Source organism: Pseudomonas sp. GW704-F2 (assembly GCF_059423025.1).
Genome location: NZ_JBWKXO010000010.1, coordinates 72172 through 90960, shown reverse-complemented (window position 1 = coordinate 90960; position 18789 = coordinate 72172). Strand labels below are relative to the sequence as shown.

General features: G+C 60.7%; 16 protein-coding genes. 15 read left to right on the top strand and 1 reads right to left on the bottom strand.

Going from position 1 to position 18789, the window contains the following annotated elements; translation table 11 throughout:
• From lpxD to ispD, 13 genes are all read left to right on the top strand, one after another.
• Complete coding sequence (lpxD, locus tag AC07W0_RS11180) at window positions 1–1056, top strand: UDP-3-O-(3-hydroxymyristoyl)glucosamine N-acyltransferase (RefSeq protein WP_046384463.1); 1056 nt, start codon at window positions 1–3, stop codon at window positions 1054–1056.
• 110 nt (window positions 1057–1166) lie between these two features.
• Entirely contained in the window at window positions 1167–1607 is a 441-nt protein-coding gene (fabZ, locus tag AC07W0_RS11175; protein ID WP_003172281.1) for a 3-hydroxyacyl-ACP dehydratase FabZ, read from the top strand.
• Window positions 1604–2380: an acyl-ACP--UDP-N-acetylglucosamine O-acyltransferase gene (gene lpxA / locus AC07W0_RS11170; RefSeq protein ID WP_046384462.1), complete on the top strand. Its 777-nt coding sequence runs from the start codon at window positions 1604–1606 to the stop codon at window positions 2378–2380. The genes fabZ and lpxA overlap by 4 nt, the downstream gene beginning before the upstream one ends.
• Before the next feature lie 2 nt (window positions 2381–2382).
• Window positions 2383–3522, top strand: a complete 1140-nt coding sequence (gene lpxB, locus AC07W0_RS11165; RefSeq protein WP_017844750.1) for a lipid-A-disaccharide synthase — start codon at window positions 2383–2385, stop codon at window positions 3520–3522.
• Entirely contained in the window at window positions 3519–4151 is a 633-nt protein-coding gene (gene rnhB / locus AC07W0_RS11160; protein ID WP_017844751.1) for a ribonuclease HII, read from the top strand. The genes lpxB and rnhB overlap by 4 nt, the downstream gene beginning before the upstream one ends.
• Window positions 4152–4227: 76 nt before the next feature.
• Window positions 4228–7749 carry a DNA polymerase III subunit alpha gene (gene dnaE / locus AC07W0_RS11155; protein WP_017844752.1) on the top strand — a complete coding sequence of 1174 codons (3522 nt, stop codon included), beginning with the start codon at window positions 4228–4230 and terminating at the stop codon, window positions 7747–7749.
• 138 nt (window positions 7750–7887) lie between these two features.
• Entirely contained in the window at window positions 7888–8835 is a 948-nt protein-coding gene (locus AC07W0_RS11150) for an acetyl-CoA carboxylase carboxyltransferase subunit alpha (RefSeq protein ID WP_017844753.1), read from the top strand.
• Window positions 8836–8996: 161 nt separating this feature from the next.
• Window positions 8997–10316: a tRNA lysidine(34) synthetase TilS gene (gene tilS / locus AC07W0_RS11145; protein WP_102617375.1), complete on the top strand. Its 1320-nt coding sequence runs from the start codon at window positions 8997–8999 to the stop codon at window positions 10314–10316.
• A gap of 273 nt (window positions 10317–10589) precedes the next feature.
• Window positions 10590–12221 carry a CTP synthase gene (pyrG, locus tag AC07W0_RS11140; RefSeq protein WP_026139768.1) on the top strand — a complete coding sequence of 544 codons (1632 nt, stop codon included), beginning with the start codon at window positions 10590–10592 and terminating at the stop codon, window positions 12219–12221.
• 5 nt (window positions 12222–12226) lie between these two features.
• Entirely contained in the window at window positions 12227–13072 is an 846-nt protein-coding gene (kdsA, locus tag AC07W0_RS11135; RefSeq protein WP_102617376.1) for a 3-deoxy-8-phosphooctulonate synthase, read from the top strand.
• A 152-nt stretch (window positions 13073–13224) separates the two neighbouring features.
• A complete protein-coding gene (eno, locus tag AC07W0_RS11130) occupies window positions 13225–14514 on the top strand; it encodes a phosphopyruvate hydratase (protein ID WP_017844757.1) in 1290 nt (429 codons plus the stop codon).
• A 171-nt stretch (window positions 14515–14685) separates the two neighbouring features.
• Entirely contained in the window at window positions 14686–14964 is a 279-nt protein-coding gene (ftsB, locus tag AC07W0_RS11125; RefSeq protein ID WP_017844758.1) for a cell division protein FtsB, read from the top strand.
• A complete protein-coding gene (ispD, locus tag AC07W0_RS11120) occupies window positions 14961–15668 on the top strand; it encodes a 2-C-methyl-D-erythritol 4-phosphate cytidylyltransferase (protein WP_102617377.1) in 708 nt (235 codons plus the stop codon). The genes ftsB and ispD overlap by 4 nt, the downstream gene beginning before the upstream one ends.
• Window positions 15669–15779: 111 nt before the next feature.
• On the opposite strand, the gene AC07W0_RS11115 is transcribed toward ispD, so the two are convergent.
• Window positions 15780–16682 (bottom strand): LysR substrate-binding domain-containing protein, encoded by a 903-nt coding sequence (locus AC07W0_RS11115; protein ID WP_017844760.1) that lies wholly within the window; start codon window positions 16680–16682, stop codon window positions 15780–15782.
• 109 nt (window positions 16683–16791) lie between these two features.
• On the opposite strand from AC07W0_RS11115, the gene AC07W0_RS11110 reads away from it, so the two are divergent.
• Both AC07W0_RS11110 and fghA read left to right on the top strand, forming a co-directional pair.
• Window positions 16792–17904 carry an S-(hydroxymethyl)glutathione dehydrogenase/class III alcohol dehydrogenase gene (locus tag AC07W0_RS11110; protein ID WP_017844761.1) on the top strand — a complete coding sequence of 371 codons (1113 nt, stop codon included), beginning with the start codon at window positions 16792–16794 and terminating at the stop codon, window positions 17902–17904.
• Window positions 17905–17912: 8 nt separating this feature from the next.
• Window positions 17913–18758 carry an S-formylglutathione hydrolase gene (gene fghA / locus AC07W0_RS11105; RefSeq protein WP_017844762.1) on the top strand — a complete coding sequence of 282 codons (846 nt, stop codon included), beginning with the start codon at window positions 17913–17915 and terminating at the stop codon, window positions 18756–18758.
• Window positions 18759–18789 lie beyond the last annotated feature (31 nt).

The window sequence follows — 18789 nt, the reverse complement described above, 5'->3', positions numbered from 1 at the left end:
ATGACCGCGACTATCAAGCTCGGCGAGTTGGCCGAGTTCCTGGGAGCCACCTTGCGTGGTTCCCCGGAGAAAGAAATCACTGGGCTAGCCACCTTGCAGGAGGCTGGCCCATCTCAGTTGAGCTTCCTCGCAAATCCCCAATACCGTAAATACCTGGCCGATAGCCAAGCCGCAGCCCTGCTGCTGAAGGCTGCTGACGCCGAGGGTTACGCCGGGGATGCGCTGGTGGTGCCTGATCCGTACCTCGCTTATGCGCGGGTATCCCACCTGTTCGATCCGAAACCCAAGGCGGCTGGAGGGATCCACCCGACGGCGGTGATCGCCGATGATGCCCAGGTTGATCCTGCGGCGAGCATTGGCGCCTTTGCCGTGATCGAAAGTGGCGCGCGCATTGGCGCCGGTGTCACCGTGGGCGCTCAGTGCTTTATCGGCGCACGCTGTGAAATCGGTGCCGATGGCTGGCTGGCGCCCCGCGTGACCCTGTACCACGATGTGCGTATCGGGCAGCGGGTGGTCATTCAGTCGGGCGCAGTGATCGGTGGCGAAGGCTTCGGTTTTGCCAATTCGAAAGGCGTTTGGCACAAGATTGCCCAGGTCGGCGGCGTATTGATCGGCGACGATGTGGAAATCGGCGTCAATACCGCTGTTGATCGCGGGGCTTTGGCCGATACCGTGATCGGCAATGGCGTGAAGCTCGATAACCAGATCCAGATTGCCCACAACGTACAGATTGGCGATCACACCGCCATGGCGGCCTGCGTAGGCATATCCGGCAGCACCAGGATCGGCAAGCATTGCATGCTCGCCGGTGGCGTAGGGCTGGTTGGGCACATCGATATTTGCGACAACGTCTTCATCACCGGCATGACCATGGTCACCCACTCGATTACCGAGCCCGGTGCCTATTCGTCCGGTACCGCCATGCAGCCTGCGGCTGAATGGCGCAAGAGTGCAGCGCGTTTGAGGCACATCGACGACATGGCTCGACGTCTCAAACAGCTGGAAAAGCGTGTTGGGGACGTGACCCCTGGCGGTAATGCTTCATCAGAAGGCTGATACCATTTCCATATCAAGTGTGCACAGCCGCTAGACTGCCTCCTTGATTTGCTAGCGGGGCGTGCGTTTAGTCGCCCGCCCCCAATCTTTATTACAGGCTTCCCCCCGAAATGATGGACATCAACGAGATTCGCGAATACCTGCCTCACCGTTACCCGTTCCTGCTGGTGGACCGTGTAGTGGACCTCAATGTTGAGGAAAAGCGCATTCGTGCCTACAAGAATGTCAGCATCAACGAACCGTTCTTCAATGGTCACTTTCCCGCGCATCCGATCATGCCGGGCGTGTTGATCATCGAAGCAATGGCCCAGGCTGCCGGTATCCTTGGTTTCAAAATGCTCGACCTCAAGCCTGCCGACGGCACGCTTTATTATTTCGTGGGCTCCGACAAGTTGCGTTTCCGCAACCCGGTCACCCCGGGTGACCAGTTGATCCTGGAAGCCAAGTTCATCAGCTGCAAGCGCCAGATCTGGAAGTTCGAATGCCAGGCCTCGGTGGATGGCAAGCCGGTGTGCTCCGCCGAAATCATCTGCGCGGAACGCAAACTATGAGTTTGATTGACCCTCGCGCAATCATCGATCCGTCGGCCGTACTGGCCGCCGACGTTGAGGTCGGCCCTTGGTCGATCGTCGGCGCAGGTGTGGAAATCGGCGAGGGGACTGTCATCGGGCCGCACGTGATCCTCAAGGGACCGACCCGCATTGGCAGGCACAATCGCATCTATCAGTTTTCCTCGATAGGCGAAGACACCCCCGACATGAAGTACAAGGGGGAAGAAACACGCCTGGTAATCGGTGATCACAACATCATTCGTGAAGGCGTGACCATTCACCGTGGCACCGTGCAGGACCGTGCCGAGACCACGTTGGGTGATCACAACCTGGTCATGGCCTACGCGCATATCGGCCACGACAGCGTGATCGGCAACCACTGCATCCTGGTCAACAACACCGCGTTGGCAGGCCATGTACACGTTGACGATTGGGCGATCCTGTCCGGTTTCACCCTGGTGCATCAGTACTGCCACATCGGCGCCCATAGTTTTTCCGGCATGGGCACGGCTATCGGCAAGGATGTCCCGGCGTTCGTCACGGTGTTCGGCAACCCTGCCGAAGCCCGCAGCATGAACTTCGAAGGCATGCGCCGTCGTGGTTTCAGCGACGATGCGATCCACGCCCTGCGTCGCGCCTACAAGGTGGTTTACCGCCAGGGCCTGACGGTTGAGCAGGCATTGGCTGAACTGACCGAGCCGGCAATGTTGTTCCCGGAAGTCGCGGTGTTCCGTGACTCGATCCAGGCGTCGACCCGCGGCATCACGCGCTGATCATGGCCAATCTGCGTATCGCATTGGTCGCCGGGGAAGCTTCCGGCGATATCCTGGGCGCGGGGCTGATGCGGGCGCTCAAGGCCCAGCATCCGGCGGTCGAGTTCATTGGCGTGGGCGGCCCGTTGATGCAGGCCGAGGGCCTCACCTCCTACTTCCCCATGGAGCGCTTGTCGGTCATGGGGTTGGTGGAAGTGCTGGGCCGTCTGCGTGAGCTGCTGGCACGGCGCAAGCTGCTGATTCAGACCCTGATCCAAGAAAAACCTGACGTGTTCATCGGAATCGACGCGCCGGATTTCACCCTCAATATCGAACTCAAGTTGCGTCAGGCCGGGATCAAGACCGTGCATTACGTCAGCCCGTCCGTGTGGGCGTGGCGGCAGAAGCGCGTGCTGAAGATCCGCGAAGGCTGTGATTTGATGCTGACCTTGCTGCCGTTCGAAGCCCGTTTCTACGAAGAGAAGGGCGTGCCGGTGCGGTTTGTCGGGCACACGTTGGCCGACACCATCCCGCTGCACGCCGATCGTGCTGCGGCGCGTGCCGAACTGGGCTTGCCCGACGGCCCGCTGGTCGCGCTGATGCCGGGCAGTCGGGGTGGCGAAGTGGGCCGCCTGGGCGCGCTGTTTTTTGATGCCGCCGAGCGCCTGCTGATCATGAAGCCTGGCGTGCGCTTTGTGCTGCCGTGTGCGAGCCCGCAACGTCGCGCACAGATCGAAACCTTGCTGCAAGGGCGCAACCTGCCGTTGACCCTGCTCGATGGTCAGTCGCACCTGGCCCTGGCGGCGTGCGACGCGGTGCTGATCGCCTCGGGTACCGCGACCCTGGAGGCGTTGCTGTACAAGCGTCCGATGGTCGTGGCTTACCGCCTGGCGCCGCTGACCTTCTGGATTCTCAAGCGCATGGTTAAAAGCCCCTACATCTCCTTGCCCAATCTGCTGGCCCAGCGCCTGTTGGTGCCGGAATTGTTGCAGGACGATGCAACGCCCGCAGCCCTGGCGCAGACGCTACTCCCCTTGATCGACGGCGGCGAAGAGCAGACCCGCGGCTTTGACGAGATCCACCGCACCCTGCGGCGCGATGCGTCAAACCAGGCGGCGGATGCCGTGTTGACCTTGATCGGCCATAAACAGGAAGCCCTATGACGACGCAAATGGGGCTGGATTTCAGCCTGGTCGCGCAAGCCCACGAACTGGTGGCCGGCGTGGATGAAGTCGGGCGCGGCCCGCTCTGTGGTGCCGTGGTGACGGCGGCGGTGATTCTTGACCCGAACCGGCCAATCCTCGGCCTCAACGACTCGAAGAAACTCACCGAAGCGCGTCGGGAAAAACTCTTCGACGAGATCTGTGAAAAAGCCCTGAGCTGGCATATTGCCCGGGCCGAAGTCGAAGAGATCGACGAGTTGAATATCCTCCACGCCACCATGCTTGCCATGCAGCGCGCCGTCGAGGGTCTGCATATCACCCCGAAACTGGCAATGATCGATGGCAATCGCTGCCCGAAACTGGCGATGCCGGCTGAAGCGGTGGTCAAGGGTGATAGCAAGGTGCCTGCCATCGCGGCCGCCTCGATTCTGGCTAAGGTCAGCCGTGACCGTGAAATGGCTGCGTTCGAATTGATCTACCCCGGCTACGGCATCGCGGGCCATAAAGGCTACCCGACGCCCGTTCATCTGGAAGCACTGGCCCGTCTCGGCCCGACGCCGATCCACCGCCGCTCGTTCGCCCCGGTGCGCCTGGCTTACGAACAGCGCGAGAGCCTCAGCGAGGTTTAGTCGCGAGGCTGATGTTTTTGCCCAGGCCCGGTACAATCCCGGGCCTTGTTGTTTCTACGTTTAAGACAGGATCACTATGCCGGCTTCATTCGTTCACCTACGCCTGCACACTGAATACTCCCTGGTCGACGGCCTGGTACGGATCAAACCGCTGGTCAAAACCCTGGTGGGCATGAACATGCCTGCCGTCGCGGTCACCGATCAGAACAACATGTGTTCCCTGGTCAAGTTCTACAAGAACGCCATGGGCGCCGGCATCAAGCCGATCTGCGGCGCCGACCTGTGGCTGTCGAACAAAGACCCGGATAACCCTCTGAGCCGCATCAGCCTGTTGGCGATGAACGGCGTCGGTTATCGCAACCTCACCGAACTGATTTCCCGTGGCTTCATCGACGGCCAGCGCAACGGCGCGGTGATCATCGAGCGTGAGTGGGTGGCCGAGGCCAGCGAGGGCGTGATCATGCTCTCGGCGGCCAAAGAGGGCGAAATCGGGGTCGCGCTGCTGGGCGGCAACCCGCAGGAAGCCGAAGTACTGGCCCGCGAGTGGATGGCCGTGTTCCCTGACCGCTTCTACCTGGAAGTCCAGCGCACCAACCGCCCCAACGATGAAGAACATCTGCACGCCGCCGTGGCCCTGGCCGACAAGCTGGGCGCGCCGCTGGTGGCGACCAACGATGTGCGCTTCATCAAGAAGGAAGATTTCGAAGCCCACGAAACCCGCGTGTGCATCGGCGAAGGCCGGGCCCTGGATGACCCGCGCCGCTCGAAAAACTACAGCGAAGAGCAATACCTCAAAAGCGCCGAGGAAATGGCCGAGCTGTTCAGCGACCTGCCCGAGGCCCTGGAAAACTCCGTCGAGATCGCCAAGCGCTGCAATATCGAAGTGAAGCTGGGCAAGCACTTCCTGCCCAACTTCCCGATTCCCGAAGGCATGACCATCGATGAGTATTTCCGCAAGGTGTCGTTCGATGGCCTGGAGGAACGCCTCTCGGTCCTGCTGCCCAAGGACACCACCGAAGATTACGAAGCCAAGCGCCAGGTCTACGTCGACCGGCTGAATTTCGAGCTGGATATCATCATCCAGATGGGGTTCCCCGGTTACTTCCTGATCGTGATGGACTTTATCCAGTGGGCCAAGAGTAACGGCGTGCCGGTCGGTCCAGGCCGGGGCTCGGGTGCCGGCTCGCTGGTTGCCTATGTGCAGAAGATCACCGACCTCGACCCGCTGGAATATGACCTGCTGTTCGAACGCTTCCTTAACCCGGAACGGGTCTCCATGCCCGACTTCGACGTCGACTTCTGCATGGACGGTCGCGACCGCGTGATCGAATACGTGGCCGATAAGTATGGCCGCAACGCCGTGAGCCAGATCATCACGTTCGGTTCCATGGCGGCCAAGGCGGTAATCCGCGACGTGGCCCGGGTGCAGGGCAAGTCCTACGGGCTGGCGGATCGCCTGTCGAAGATGATCCCGTTCGAAGTCGGCATGACCCTGGAAAAGGCCTACGAGCAGGAAGAAATCCTGCGCGACTTCATCAAGGTCGACGAAGAAGCCGCCGAAATCTGGGAGATGGCGCGCAAGCTCGAAGGCGTGGTACGTAACGTCGGTAAACACGCCGGTGGCGTGGTGATCGCGCCGACCAAGCTCACCGACTTTTCGCCGATCTATTGCGACGAAGAAGGCGATGGCCTGGTGACCCAATTCGACAAGGACGACGTGGAGGCGGCCGGCCTGGTGAAGTTCGACTTCCTCGGCCTGCGGACTCTGACGATCATCGACTGGGCGCTCAAGACGATCAACCGCGACCGTGCCAAGGTCGGCGAAGCACCGCTGGACATCGCGTTTATCCCGCTGGATGACAAGCCGACCTACAGCCTGCTGCAAAAAGCCGAAACCACGGCGGTGTTCCAGCTGGAATCCCGCGGCATGAAAGAGCTGATCAAAAAGCTCAAGCCCGACTGCCTGGAAGACTTGATCGCACTGGTCGCCCTGTTCCGTCCGGGCCCGCTGCAATCGGGCATGGTGGATGACTTCATCAACCGTAAGCACGGTCGCGCCGAACTGGCCTACCCGCACTCGGACTACCAATACGAAGGCCTCAAGCCGGTACTGGCACCGACCTACGGCATCATCCTGTACCAGGAACAGGTGATGCAGATCGCCCAGGTCATGGCCGGTTACACCCTCGGTGGTGCGGACATGCTGCGTCGCGCCATGGGTAAGAAAAAGCCCGAGGAAATGGCCAAGCAGCGCGGCGGTTTCATCGAGGGTTGCGCCACCAACAATATCGACGCCGACCTTGCCGGTAACATTTTCGACCTGGTGGAAAAATTCGCCGGTTATGGCTTCAACAAATCCCACTCCGCTGCCTACGGCCTGGTGTCGTACCAGACCGCCTGGCTGAAGGCCCACTACCCGGCGCCGTTCATGGCCGCGGTACTCTCGGCGGATATGCACAACACCGACAAGGTCGTGACCTTGATCGAGGAAGTGCGAACCATGAAGCTGCGCCTCGACGCGCCGGACGTGAACGCCTCGGAGTTCAAGTTCACCGTGAACGACGAAGGCCGCATCATCTATGGCCTGGGGGCGATCAAGGGGGTGGGCGAGGGCCCGGTGGAAGCGATCACCGAGGCGCGCCAAAACGGCCCGTTCAAGGATCTGTTCGATTTCTGCGCGCGGGTCGACCTCAAGCGCATCAACAAACGCACCCTCGATGGCTTGATCCGCAGCGGCGCCCTCGACCGTCTCGGCCCGTATTTCCATGATGAGCCGAAGGCCTACCAGGCGAATATCGACCGCAATCGCGCGGTGCTGCTGACCGCCATGGAAGAAGCGATCAAGGCCGCCGAACAGACCGCCCGCACCCACGACAGCGGTCACGCCGACCTGTTTGGCGGGTTGTTCGTCGAAGAAGACGCGGATGTCTACGCCAACCATCGCAAGGCCAAGGAACTGACCCTCAAGGAACGCCTCAAAGGTGAGAAAGACACCCTGGGCCTGTACCTGACCGGTCACCCGATTGACGAATACGAAGGGGAAATCCGTCGTTTCGCCCGTCAGCGCATCATCGACCTGAAACCGGCGCGCGACACCCAGACCGTCGCCGGCATGATCATCGCCCTGCGGGTGATGAAAAACAAAAAGGGCGACAAGATGGGCTTTATCACCCTCGACGACCGCTCCGGCCGGATCGAGGCGTCGCTGTTTGCCGATGCGTTCCATTCGGCGCAGTCGCTGTTGCAGACCGACGCCATGGTGGTGGTGGAAGGGGAGGTCAGCAACGACGACTTCTCCGGCGGCCTGCGCCTGCGGATCAAGCGCGTGATGAGCATGGAAGACGCGCGCACCAACCTGGCCGAAAGCCTGCGCTTGAAGGTCAAGACCGAGGCGCTCAAGGGCGATCAGCTGCGCTGGTTGGGGGACTTGCTCAAACGCCACCGTGGCGCATGCCCGGTGACCATGGAATACACCGGTAACGACGCCAAGGCCATGCTGCAGTTCGGCGAGACCTGGCGAATTGATCCCGCTGATGGCTTGATTCAAGCATTGCGTGACCAGTTCGGTCGTGACAACGTCTTCCTCCAATACCGTTGACGATCAGGTGATGGCAAATAGCCTGATCTCGACCAAACATTTAATCTCGACCTAGACGCGCCTCTCCCTTAAGGTAGGGCGCGAATAGACAACCGGCTGGCCAGGCACTCCATGGCCGTCGACCCAAGACGGACGCTTATGAACCCGAATTTTCTTGATTTCGAACAGCCGATCGCTGACCTGCAAGCCAAGATCGAAGAACTGCGCCTGGTCGGCAATGACAACTCGCTGAATATCGGCGATGAAATCGCTCGCCTGCAAGACAAGAGCAGCTCGCTCACCGAAGACATCTTCGGCAAGTTGACCAGTTGGCAGATCGCGCGCCTGGCCCGCCATCCGCGCCGTCCGTACACCCTGGACTACATTCAGCACATCTTCACCGAGTTCGACGAGCTGCACGGCGACCGCCACTTCTCCGACGACGCGGCCATCGTGGGCGGTATCGCTCGCCTGGACGACCAACCGGTGATGGTGATCGGTCACCAGAAAGGCCGTGAAGTGCGCGAGAAAGTCCGCCGTAACTTCGGCATGCCGCGTCCGGAAGGCTACCGCAAGGCTTGCCGCCTGATGGAAATGGCCGAGCGCTTCAAGATGCCGATCCTGACGTTCATCGACACCCCGGGCGCGTACCCGGGTATCGACGCCGAAGAACGCAACCAGAGCGAAGCTATCGCCTGGAACCTGCGCGTCATGTCCCGCCTGAAAACCCCGATCATTGCCACCGTGATTGGTGAAGGTGGTTCCGGCGGTGCGTTGGCCATTGGTGTCTGCGACCAATTGAACATGCTGCAATATTCGACCTACGCGGTGATCTCGCCAGAAGGTTGCGCCTCGATCCTGTGGAAAACCGCCGAGAAAGCGCCGGACGCTGCCGAAGCGATGGGCATCACCGCCGATCGTCTCAAGGGCCTGGGGATCGTGGATAAAGTCATCGCCGAACCATTGGGCGGCGCCCACCGCGACCCGGCCGCCGCTGCCGCGACCATCCGTGCCGAACTGGGTTCGCAACTGGCGATGCTCAAGAAGCTGGATACCGAAGCACTGTTGGCCCGGCGTTACGAGCGCCTGATGAGCTACGGTCTCTAAACCGCAGCCGTAAAAAATGTGGGAGGGGGCTTGCTCCCGATTGCCGAGTGTCAGTCAATGCATCTGGTGACTGACCTGCCGCAATCGGGAGCAAGCCCCCTCCCACATTTGCTTTGTGTATGCTTGGCCAACGTATTCCAGGTTTGCGGCGGTAACATCTGATGAAACCATTACTTTCCGCCAAACTCCTGCAAACCCTGGCCCCCTGGCGCAACGCTCCGGCCTGGCATATCGCTTTTTCCGGCGGGCTTGATTCCACCGTCCTGCTGCACCTCCTGGCAAATCTCGCCAAAACTGAGAAGCTTCCTACGCTCGGCGCTGTTCATGTCCACCATGGCCTGCAAGCTGCAGCCGATGCCTGGCCCGCTCATTGTCAGTCGGTCTGTGACGCCCTTGGCGTACCCTTGAAGGTGATGCGCGTGCAGGTGCGGGCTGGCGCAAGCCTGGAGCGCGCGGCCCGTGATGCGCGCTATCAGGCATTCAGTGAGGTGGTCGGGGCAGGGGAAGTGTTGCTCATCGGCCAGCATCGCGACGATCAGGCCGAAACCTTGCTGTTTCGTCTGTTGCGCGGCGCGGGGGTGCAAGGGTTGGCGGCCATGCCGATGCAGCGTGCGCTGGCGGGCGGTCATCTGCTGCGGCCGTTGCTGCGCAGTTCACGCGCGCAGCTGCAGGCCTACGCCGAGGAGCACCAGTTGACGTGGATCGAAGACCCTTCCAACGCCGATCCCCGCTTTTCGCGCAATTACCTGCGCCATCGTGTATTCCCGCGGCTGACCGAGCGCTGGCCCCAGGCCGTGGCCAACCTGGCCCGTGCCGCTGAACATTTGAGCGAAGCCCAAGGCCTGTTGGACGAGTTGGCGCACATCGACCTGCAAGCCGCCGAGCAGCCTTCGCCTTTTCCGTGGCTGCCCTTGCCGTCCTTGGCCCTGGCGCCGTTGTGTGAGCTTTCCGACGCGCGCCAACGCAACGCCCTGCGCCATTGGCTGAGCCCGCTGACGCGTTTACCCGACAGCGACCACTGGGCCGGCTGGCATTCCCTGCGCGACGCCAAGCTCGATGCACAACCCCTGTGGCGCTTGGCCAACGGCGATCTGCACCGTTGCGGCGAGCGCATCTGGTGGCTGCCCTCCGGTTGGTCGGAGTTTTCCGACGCATCGGTGAGCTGGGCACAGCCGCAAAACCCGCTAGAGTTACCGGGTAATGGCCAACTCCGGTTGATCGGCCGGGTTCCCGAGGGCGTGTTGCAGGTTCGCTATCGCCAGGGCGGCGAAATCATCGACATTCCGGGGCGCGGTCGGCGCGATTTGAAGCGTCTGCTCAACGAAAGTGGGCTGCCGGGTTTTGTCCGTGGCAGATTGCCGCTGCTGTATCGGGGCGAGCAATTGCTGGCTGTGCCCAGCCTTGCAGGGCTTTGGAAGACGTCGAATGACGGCTGGCAATTACATTGGATGCCACAGACCTGCGATCAAGGTTTGAGCTGATAGCGCCTTTCCGGTAGACTACGCTCCCTTCTTGATACAACTTCTGTGGATTCGCCTGAATCGCAGCAGTTGCCGATTACCAAGCAGTCTTTGCTGGGCGATTCCAAAAAATGTGTAGCGATCAACGTACCGGTGTTTCATTGCTGGTCTGTCACCACGCGGCGGTTTTTTTGAAAGGTGCACTGTGATTAATGCAGGTGATCGGGGGCTTCGGCCTTCCTTCGCTTTCCCCGGCGGCTCGGACCGCTTTAACGCAGACTTCTAGGGTTTTTCATGACGCGCTACATATTCGTCACGGGCGGTGTTGTTTCTTCATTGGGGAAAGGCATTGCCTCCGCTTCATTGGCGGCCATCCTGGAGGCGCGGGGACTTAAGGTCACCATGCTCAAGCTGGACCCGTACATCAACGTTGACCCGGGCACCATGAGCCCGTTCCAGCACGGTGAAGTGTTCGTCACCCACGACGGCGCCGAGACCGACCTGGACCTGGGCCACTACGAGCGGTTCATCCGCACGACCATGACCCAGAACAACAACTTCACCACCGGCCGTGTCTACGAACACGTGCTGCGCAAGGAGCGTCGTGGTGACTACCTGGGTGCAACCATCCAGGTGATCCCGCACATCACCGACGAAATCAAGCGCCGCATCATCAAGGGCGCGGGCGATGCCGACGTGGCGATGGTCGAGATCGGTGGCACCGTGGGTGACATCGAATCCCAACCGTTCCTCGAAGCCATCCGCCAGTTGCGTTTCGAAGTCGGCGCCAAGCGCGCGATGCTGATGCACCTGACACTGGTGCCCTACATCGCCACCGCCGGCGAAACCAAAACCAAGCCAACCCAGCACTCGGTCAAGGAACTGCGTTCCATCGGCCTGCAGCCGGACGTGCTGGTGTGCCGTTCCGATCACCCGATCGATATTTCCTCGCGTCGCAAGATCGCGCAGTTCACCAACGTTGAAGAGCGTGCGGTGATTGCCCTGGAAGACGCCGACACCATCTACAAGATCCCGGGCATCCTGCATTCCCAGGGCCTGGACGATTTTGTGGTCGAGCGTTTCGGCCTGCAATGCGGCGGCGCGGATCTGTCCGAGTGGGAAGCCGTGGTCGATGCCAAGCTCAACCCTGAGCATGAAGTCACCATCGCCATGGTCGGCAAGTACATGGAGCTTTTGGACGCGTACAAGTCGCTGATCGAAGCGATGAGCCACGCCGGCATCAGCAACCGTACCAAGGTCAACCTGCGCTATATCGATTCCGAAGACATCGAGAACCAAGGCACCGCGCTGCTCGAAGGCGTCGACGCGATCCTCGTTCCAGGCGGTTTCGGCCTGCGTGGCGTGGAAGGCAAGATCACCGCCGTGCAGTACGCTCGTGAGCACAAGGTGCCGTACCTGGGGATCTGCCTGGGTATGCAAGTGGCCGTTATCGAGTTCGCTCGTAACGTGCTGGGTTGGAAAGACGCCAACTCCACCGAGTTCGATCATTCCAGCGGCCACCCGGTCGTGGGCCTGATCACCGAGTGGGAAGACGCCACCGGCGCCGTTGAAACCCGTACCGAATCGTCCGACCTGGGCGGCACCATGCGCCTCGGCGCGCAAGACTGCCTGCTGGAGCCGGGTTCGCTGGTCCACGACTGCTACGGCAAGGACGTGATCGTCGAGCGTCACCGTCACCGCTACGAAGTGAACAACAACCTGCTGCCGCAGATCAAGGCAGCCGGCCTGAAAGTCTCCGGTCGCTCCGGTGACGGCAAGTTGGTCGAAGTGGTCGAGGCGCCGGATCATCCATGGTTCGTGGCCTGCCAGTTCCACCCTGAGTTCACCTCGACGCCGCGCGACGGTCACCCGTTGTTCAGCGGTTTCGTTAAAGCAGCACTGACGCAACATCAGAAGAAGGCGTGAAGCTGATGGCCCAGAAGATCATTCGCGTAGGCGACATCGAGATTGCCAACGACAAGCCCATGGTGCTGTTCGGCGGCATGAACGTGCTGGAAAGCCGCGACATGGCGATGCAGGTCTGTGAAGAGTACGTCAAGGTTACCCAGAAACTGGGTATCCCTTATGTGTTCAAGGCCAGCTTCGACAAGGCCAACCGTTCGTCCGTGACCTCCTATCGCGGCCCGGGCCTTGAAGAAGGCATGCGGATCTTCCAGGACATCAAGCAAGCCTTCGGCGTGCCGATCATCACCGACGTCCACGAGCCTGAACAGGCTGCCGTGGTCGCCGAGGTGTGCGACATCATCCAGTTGCCGGCCTTCCTGTCGCGCCAGACCGACCTCGTGGTCGCCATGGCCAAGACCGGTGCGGTGATCAATATCAAGAAAGCCCAGTTCCTCGCGCCCCAGGAAATGAAGCACATCCTGAACAAGTGCGTGGAAGCGGGTAACGACCAGTTGATCCTCTGCGAGCGCGGTTCGAGCTTCGGCTACAACAACCTCGTGGTGGACATGCTCGGTTTCGGCATCATGAAACAGTTTGAATACCCGGTGTTCTTCGACGTGACCCACGCCCTGCAAATGCCGGGTGGCCGCGCCGATTCCGCTGACGGGCGTCGTGCCCAGGTATTGGACCTGGCCAAGGCCGGCATCAGCCAGTCCCTGGCCGGCCTGTTCCTGGAAGCCCACCCGGACCCGGACAACGCCAAATGCGATGGTCCTTGCGCCCTGCGCCTGGACAAACTGGAGCCATTCCTGGCCCAGCTCAAGCAGTTGGACGAGCTGGTCAAGAGTTTTCCGACGGTAGAGACCGCGTAAGCGCCATTTCTCCGTGTAGGAGCCGAGCTTGCTCGCGATGAGGCCCGAGAGGGCACTATTACTGGCAAGTTTGTTCCAAATATTGCAATGTGCGCGACAAGTTAAATCGAGCGGTATAGAGCGTTTTCGTCAACTTTGGAGTGTTTACAACAATGGCAAAAATCGTCGACATCAAAGGTCGTGAAGTTCTCGACTCCCGTGGCAACCCCACCGTCGAAGCCGACGTGCTTCTCGATAACGGCATCATCGGCAGCGCTTGCGCGCCGTCCGGTGCTTCCACAGGTTCCCGCGAAGCGCTGGAACTGCGTGATGGCGACAAGAGCCGTTACCTGGGCAAGGGTGTCCTCAAGGCGGTAGCCAACATCAACGGTCCGATTCGTGACCTGTTGCTGGGCAAAGACCCGCTGGACCAGAAAGCCCTGGACCACGCGATGATCAAGCTCGACGGCACTGAAAACAAAGGCAGCCTGGGGGCCAACGCCATCCTCGCCGTGTCCCTGGCCGCCGCCAAGGCCGCCGCGCAGGACCAGGACCTGCCGCTGTACGCCCACATCGCCAACCTCAACGGCACACCGGGTGTGTACTCGATGCCGGTGCCGATGATGAACATCATCAACGGCGGCGAGCACGCCGATAACAACGTCGACATCCAGGAATTCATGGTGCAGCCGGTTGGCGCCAAGACCTTCTCCGAAGGCCTGCGCATGGGCACCGAGATTTTCCATCACCTCAAGGCTGTGCTGAAGGCCCGTGGCCTGAGCACCGCCGTGGGTGACGAAGGTGGTTTCGCGCCGAATCTGGCGTCCAACGAAGATGCATTGAAAGTCATCTCCGAAGCCGTGGCCAACGCCGGTTACACCCTGGGCACCGACGTGACCCTGGCCCTGGACTGCGCCGCCAGCGAATTCTACGAAGACGGTAAGTACAACCTGTCCGGCGAAGGCCAGGTGTTCAACTCCGAAGGGTTTGCCGAGTACCTCAAGGGCCTGACCCAGCGCTACCCGATCATCTCGATCGAAGACGGCCTGGACGAGTCCGACTGGGACGGCTGGAAAATCCTCACCGACAAGATCGGCGAAAAAATCCAGCTGGTGGGCGACGACCTGTTCGTGACCAACACCAAGATCCTGAAAGAAGGCATCGACAAGAAGATCGCCAACTCGATCCTGATCAAGTTCAACCAGATCGGCACCCTGACCGAAACCCTGGAAGCCATCCAGATGGCCAAGGCTGCGGGCTACACCGCCGTGATCTCGCACCGCTCCGGCGAAACCGAAGACTCGACCATTGCCGACCTGGCCGTGGGCACGTCGGCGGGCCAGATCAAGACCGGCTCGCTGTGCCGTTCCGATCGCGTGTCCAAGTACAACCAATTGCTGCGTATCGAAGAGCAACTGGCGGGTAAAGCCAAGTACAACGGTCGCAGCGAGTTTCGCGGCTGATCAGTAAATGGTAAAAAGTCGGCAGATTGTGTCGGAAAAATCACGAGAGTGTGAAATTCGACGCTAATCTGATGACGATCAAGCACAAGCCTGGGTCTTCCAGGCTTCGTGCTATCCGTTGCTGCAAAAGTTTTGTATGGCGGTCTTTTTTCACTGGATACCCGATATTCGATGCGCAGTCCCAATTGGTTGTTCCTCGTCTTGCTCTTGTTGCTGGCTGGCCTGCAGTACCGCCTATGGGTGGGTAATGGCAGCTTTGCGCAGGTAAAAGACCTGACCCAGCAAATTGCCGACCAGCACGCCGAAAACGAACGCCTGCTGGAGCGCAATCGCGTTCTCGATGCCGAGGTGCTTGAGTTGAAAAAGGGCATGGAGACCGTCGAAGAGCGGGCTCGCCATGAATTGGGCATGGTCAAGGAGGGCGAAACCCTCTACCAGTTGGCCCAATGAATCACCGTTTGCCGGCCTTCTGGGCCGTGATTCCTGCCGCGGGCATCGGTGCCCGTATGGCTGCGGACCGTCCCAAGCAGTACTTGCAACTGGGCGGGCGCACTATTCTCGAACACAGCCTTGGCTGTTTTCTCGACCACCCCTCGCTCAAGGGCCTGGTGGTCAGTCTTGCTGTTGATGACCCTTACTGGCCTCACCTCGCGTGTGCCACTGACCCGCGTATCCAGCGGGCGGACGGTGGCTCGGAGCGTTCGGGCTCGGTACTCAATGCGTTGCTGCAGCTCAATGCCCTGGGCGCCAGCGATGATGATTGGGTCTTGGTGCATGATGCGGCGCGGCCTAACCTGAGTCGTGACGATCTCGACAAACTGCTCGCCGAACTCGCGGACGATCCGGTGGGTGGCCTGCTGGCTGTGCCGGCCCGCGATACCCTCAAGCGTGTAGACAAGCATGGTCGCGTCATCGAGACCGTTGACCGCAGCCTGATCTGGCAAGCCTACACACCGCAGATGTTCCGCTTGGGCGCGTTGCATCGCGCATTGGCCGACAGCCTGGTGGCCGATGCGGTGATCACCGACGAAGCCTCGGCCATGGAATGGTCAGGCCAGGCGCCGCGCCTGATCGAAGGACGCTCGGACAATATCAAGGTGACCCGGCCCGAGGACCTGGAATGGCTGCGACTACGCTGGGCCAATCGGCTGTAGGAGCGAGCTTGCTCGCGAAAAACGTCAACGATAACGCGGACAATCTGGATTGAAGCGGCGCTCTCAAGTTTTTCGCGAGCAAGCTCGCTCCTACATAAACGATAAACGCCATCAATGCTCAGTACCGTACTCGGGCCGTTCGGCCAACCCTGCCTTTAAATAATCCACCAGCTTCCTGACCTTCGGCGACAAGTGCCGCTGCTGCGGATACAACGCCCACACCGCCGTATTCGGCGGCTGATGCGCTTCCAGTAACGACACCAGCGCGCCACTGTGCAAATGCTCGAGCACGTAATAGTCCGGTAACTGACACAAGCCCACCCCTTGCAACGCCGCGTCCAACACCGCTTGCCCACTGTTGCAGCGCCAGTTGCCCTGCACCCTTTGGGAAAATTCGCGCCCGTCCTGGGCCAGTTGCCAGATGTCCGAGCTGCCGATCAGGCAGTTGTGCCGACTCAACTCCGACAAACTGTGCGGCCGCCCATACCGCGCCAGGTAGGACGGCGACGCGCACAAGTACATGCGGCGCGGGGCCAGGCGGCTGGCGACCATGCGCGAGTCTTGCAGGCGTCCCAGGCGAATCGCCAGGTCGAGGCCTTCGTGTACCAAGTCCAACTGACGATTGCTCAGTTCGATGTCCACCCGCAGTTGCGGGTAAAGCCCCATGAACCGCGTCACCAGCGGCACGATGAATCGTTCGCCATACGCCACGGCGCAGGTCATGCGCAGCATGCCCTTGGGCTCGCTGGCGAGGTCGCCGACGGCGCGCAGGGCCTCTTCGCGGCCATCCTGCAGGCGCTGGCAGTGTTGCAGAAAGGTCTGGCCGGCTTCGGTCAGGGTCACCTTGCGCGTACTGCGATACAGCAAGCGCGTTTGCAGCCGTTCTTCCAGGCGAGCCACTTGCCGGCTGATGTGCGACGAAGACACCCCAAGGCGTTCCGCCGCCGCGGTGAATTGGCTGCATTCAGCGACGGCGACGAACTCATCGATGCCTTCCCAGCGGTTTTCCAGCATGGCGATTGTCCCTGTACAGCAATAAAGTTTTGCTTTTGCCTGGATTATTAATCAGTGGGGCATGTTTTACACTCGCCGTCTTAGTTTTTAACTCCCAGGAGAAACCCGGATGATCAAGTCCCGCGCCGCCGTAGCCTTCGAAGCCAAGAAGCCCCTCGAGATCGTAGAAGTGGATGTCGCCATGCCCAAGGCCGGCGAAGTGCTGTTGCGCGTGGTTGCGTCCGGCGTGTGCCATACCGACGCCTACACGTTGTCGGGCGCCGACCCGGAAGGCATCTTCCCGTCGATTCTCGGCCATGAAGGCGGTGCGGTGGTTGAGGCGATCGGCGAGGGCGTGACCTCGGTTGCGGTCGGCGACCATGTGATCCCGCTCTACACCCCGGAATGCGGCAAGTGCAAATTCTGCCTGTCGGGCAAGACCAACCTGTGCCAGGCGATTCGTGCCACCCAGGGCAAAGGCCTGATGCCCGACGGCACCACGCGTTTCTCCTACAAGGGTCAGCCGATTTTCCACTACATGGGCACCTCGACCTTTTCCGAGTACACCGTGCTGCCGGAAATTTCCGTGGCGAAGATTCCTAAAGACGCGCCGCTGGAAAAAGTCTGCCTGCTCGGCTGTGGCGTCACCACCGGTATCGGTGCGGTGATCAACACCGCCAAGGTCAAGCCCGGCGATACCGTCGCCATCTTCGGCTTGGGCGGTATCGGCCTGTCGGCGGTAATCGGCGCGGTAAAAGCCAAGGCCGGTCGCATCATCGCCATCGACATCAACCCGGCCAAGTTCGAAATCGCCAAGCAACTGGGCGCCACCGACTGCATCAACCCGAAAGACTACGATCGCCCGATCCAGGACGTGATTGTCGATTTGACTGACGGCGGCGTGGACTTTTCCTTCGAGTGCATCGGTAACGTGCAACTGATGCGCGCCGCCCTCGAGTGCTGCCACAAAGGCTGGGGCGAATCGGTGATCATCGGCGTTGCCGGTGCCGGCCAGGAAATTTCCACCCGTCCATTCCAGTTGGTGACCGGCCGCGTCTGGCGCGGTTCGGCCTTTGGCGGCGTGCGTGGTCGCAGCGAGCTGCCCAGCTACGTGGAAATGGCCCAGAGCGGCGAGATCCCGTTGGACACCTTCATCACCCACACCATGGGCCTGGAAGACATCAACAAAGCGTTTGATCTGATGCATGAAGGCAAGAGCATTCGTACCGTCATTCACTTCTGAGGTCGGCCATGAGTCTGGAAAACCTGTCGTGCCAGAAGAGCTTCGGCGGCTGGCATAAACGCTACAAGCATCATTCCGAGGTCCTCGGTTGCGACATGACCTTCGCCGTCTACCTGCCGCCGCAAGCGGAGCAGGGCGGCAAGCTGCCGGTGGTGTACTGGCTGTCCGGGTTGACCTGCACCGATGAAAACTTCATGCAGAAAGCCGGCGCCCAGCGCATGGCGGCCGAACTGGGGCTGATCATTGTTGCGCCGGACACCAGCCCGCGTGGTCCTGGGGTGCCGGGCGATCCGGACAACGCCTGGGATTTCGGCCTGGGGGCCGGTTTCTATCTGAATGCCACCCAGGAACCCTGGGCCAAGCACTATCGGATGCATGACTACGTGGTGCAGGAATTGCCGGCGTTGGTTGAGGCGCATTTCCCGGCTTCGCAGAAGCGCGGTATCAGCGGCCACTCCATGGGCGGCCACGGTGCGCTGGTATGTGCATTGCGCAACCCCGGGCGTTACCTATCGGTGTCGGCGTTTTCGCCGATCAACAACCCGATGGATTGCCCATGGGGCCAGAAAGCCTTCTCCCGTTATCTGGGCGAAGAGCGCTCGAAGTGGCGCGAGTGGGACGCTTGCGTGCTGATCAGCGAAGCCGCGGAAAAGCTGCCGTTGCTGGTGGACCAGGGCGACCGCGACGACTTCCTCGCGGTGCAGCTCAAGCCCGAAGCCCTGCAGCAAGCGGCGAAAGCGGCCAACCATCCGCTCGAACTGCGCCTGCAACCGGGCTATGACCACAGCTACTTCTTTATCGCCAGCTTCATCGAAGACCATTTGCGACATCATGGTCGTGCTTTGCTCGGTTAATATGCGACAAAAGTAGGTAGAATCACGCCCT

What these genes read in the sequence shown, in the direction of transcription:
- lpxD (WP_046384463.1), top strand. Translation starts at nt 1, where the DNA reads ATGACCGCGACTATCAAGCTCGGCGAGTTGGCCGAGTTCCTGGGAGCC.
- fabZ (WP_003172281.1), top strand. Translation starts at nt 1,167, where the DNA reads ATGATGGACATCAACGAGATTCGCGAATACCTGCCTCACCGTTACCCG.
- lpxA (WP_046384462.1), top strand. Translation starts at nt 1,604, where the DNA reads ATGAGTTTGATTGACCCTCGCGCAATCATCGATCCGTCGGCCGTACTG.
- lpxB (WP_017844750.1), top strand. Translation starts at nt 2,383, where the DNA reads ATGGCCAATCTGCGTATCGCATTGGTCGCCGGGGAAGCTTCCGGCGAT.
- rnhB (WP_017844751.1), top strand. Translation starts at nt 3,519, where the DNA reads ATGACGACGCAAATGGGGCTGGATTTCAGCCTGGTCGCGCAAGCCCAC.
- dnaE (WP_017844752.1), top strand. Translation starts at nt 4,228, where the DNA reads ATGCCGGCTTCATTCGTTCACCTACGCCTGCACACTGAATACTCCCTG.
- AC07W0_RS11150 (WP_017844753.1), top strand. Translation starts at nt 7,888, where the DNA reads ATGAACCCGAATTTTCTTGATTTCGAACAGCCGATCGCTGACCTGCAA.
- tilS (WP_102617375.1), top strand. Translation starts at nt 8,997, where the DNA reads ATGAAACCATTACTTTCCGCCAAACTCCTGCAAACCCTGGCCCCCTGG.
- pyrG (WP_026139768.1), top strand. Translation starts at nt 10,590, where the DNA reads ATGACGCGCTACATATTCGTCACGGGCGGTGTTGTTTCTTCATTGGGG.
- kdsA (WP_102617376.1), top strand. Translation starts at nt 12,227, where the DNA reads ATGGCCCAGAAGATCATTCGCGTAGGCGACATCGAGATTGCCAACGAC.
- eno (WP_017844757.1), top strand. Translation starts at nt 13,225, where the DNA reads ATGGCAAAAATCGTCGACATCAAAGGTCGTGAAGTTCTCGACTCCCGT.
- ftsB (WP_017844758.1), top strand. Translation starts at nt 14,686, where the DNA reads ATGCGCAGTCCCAATTGGTTGTTCCTCGTCTTGCTCTTGTTGCTGGCT.
- ispD (WP_102617377.1), top strand. Translation starts at nt 14,961, where the DNA reads ATGAATCACCGTTTGCCGGCCTTCTGGGCCGTGATTCCTGCCGCGGGC.
- AC07W0_RS11115 (WP_017844760.1), bottom strand. Translation starts at nt 16,682, where the DNA reads ATGCTGGAAAACCGCTGGGAAGGCATCGATGAGTTCGTCGCCGTCGCT.
- AC07W0_RS11110 (WP_017844761.1), top strand. Translation starts at nt 16,792, where the DNA reads ATGATCAAGTCCCGCGCCGCCGTAGCCTTCGAAGCCAAGAAGCCCCTC.
- fghA (WP_017844762.1), top strand. Translation starts at nt 17,913, where the DNA reads ATGAGTCTGGAAAACCTGTCGTGCCAGAAGAGCTTCGGCGGCTGGCAT.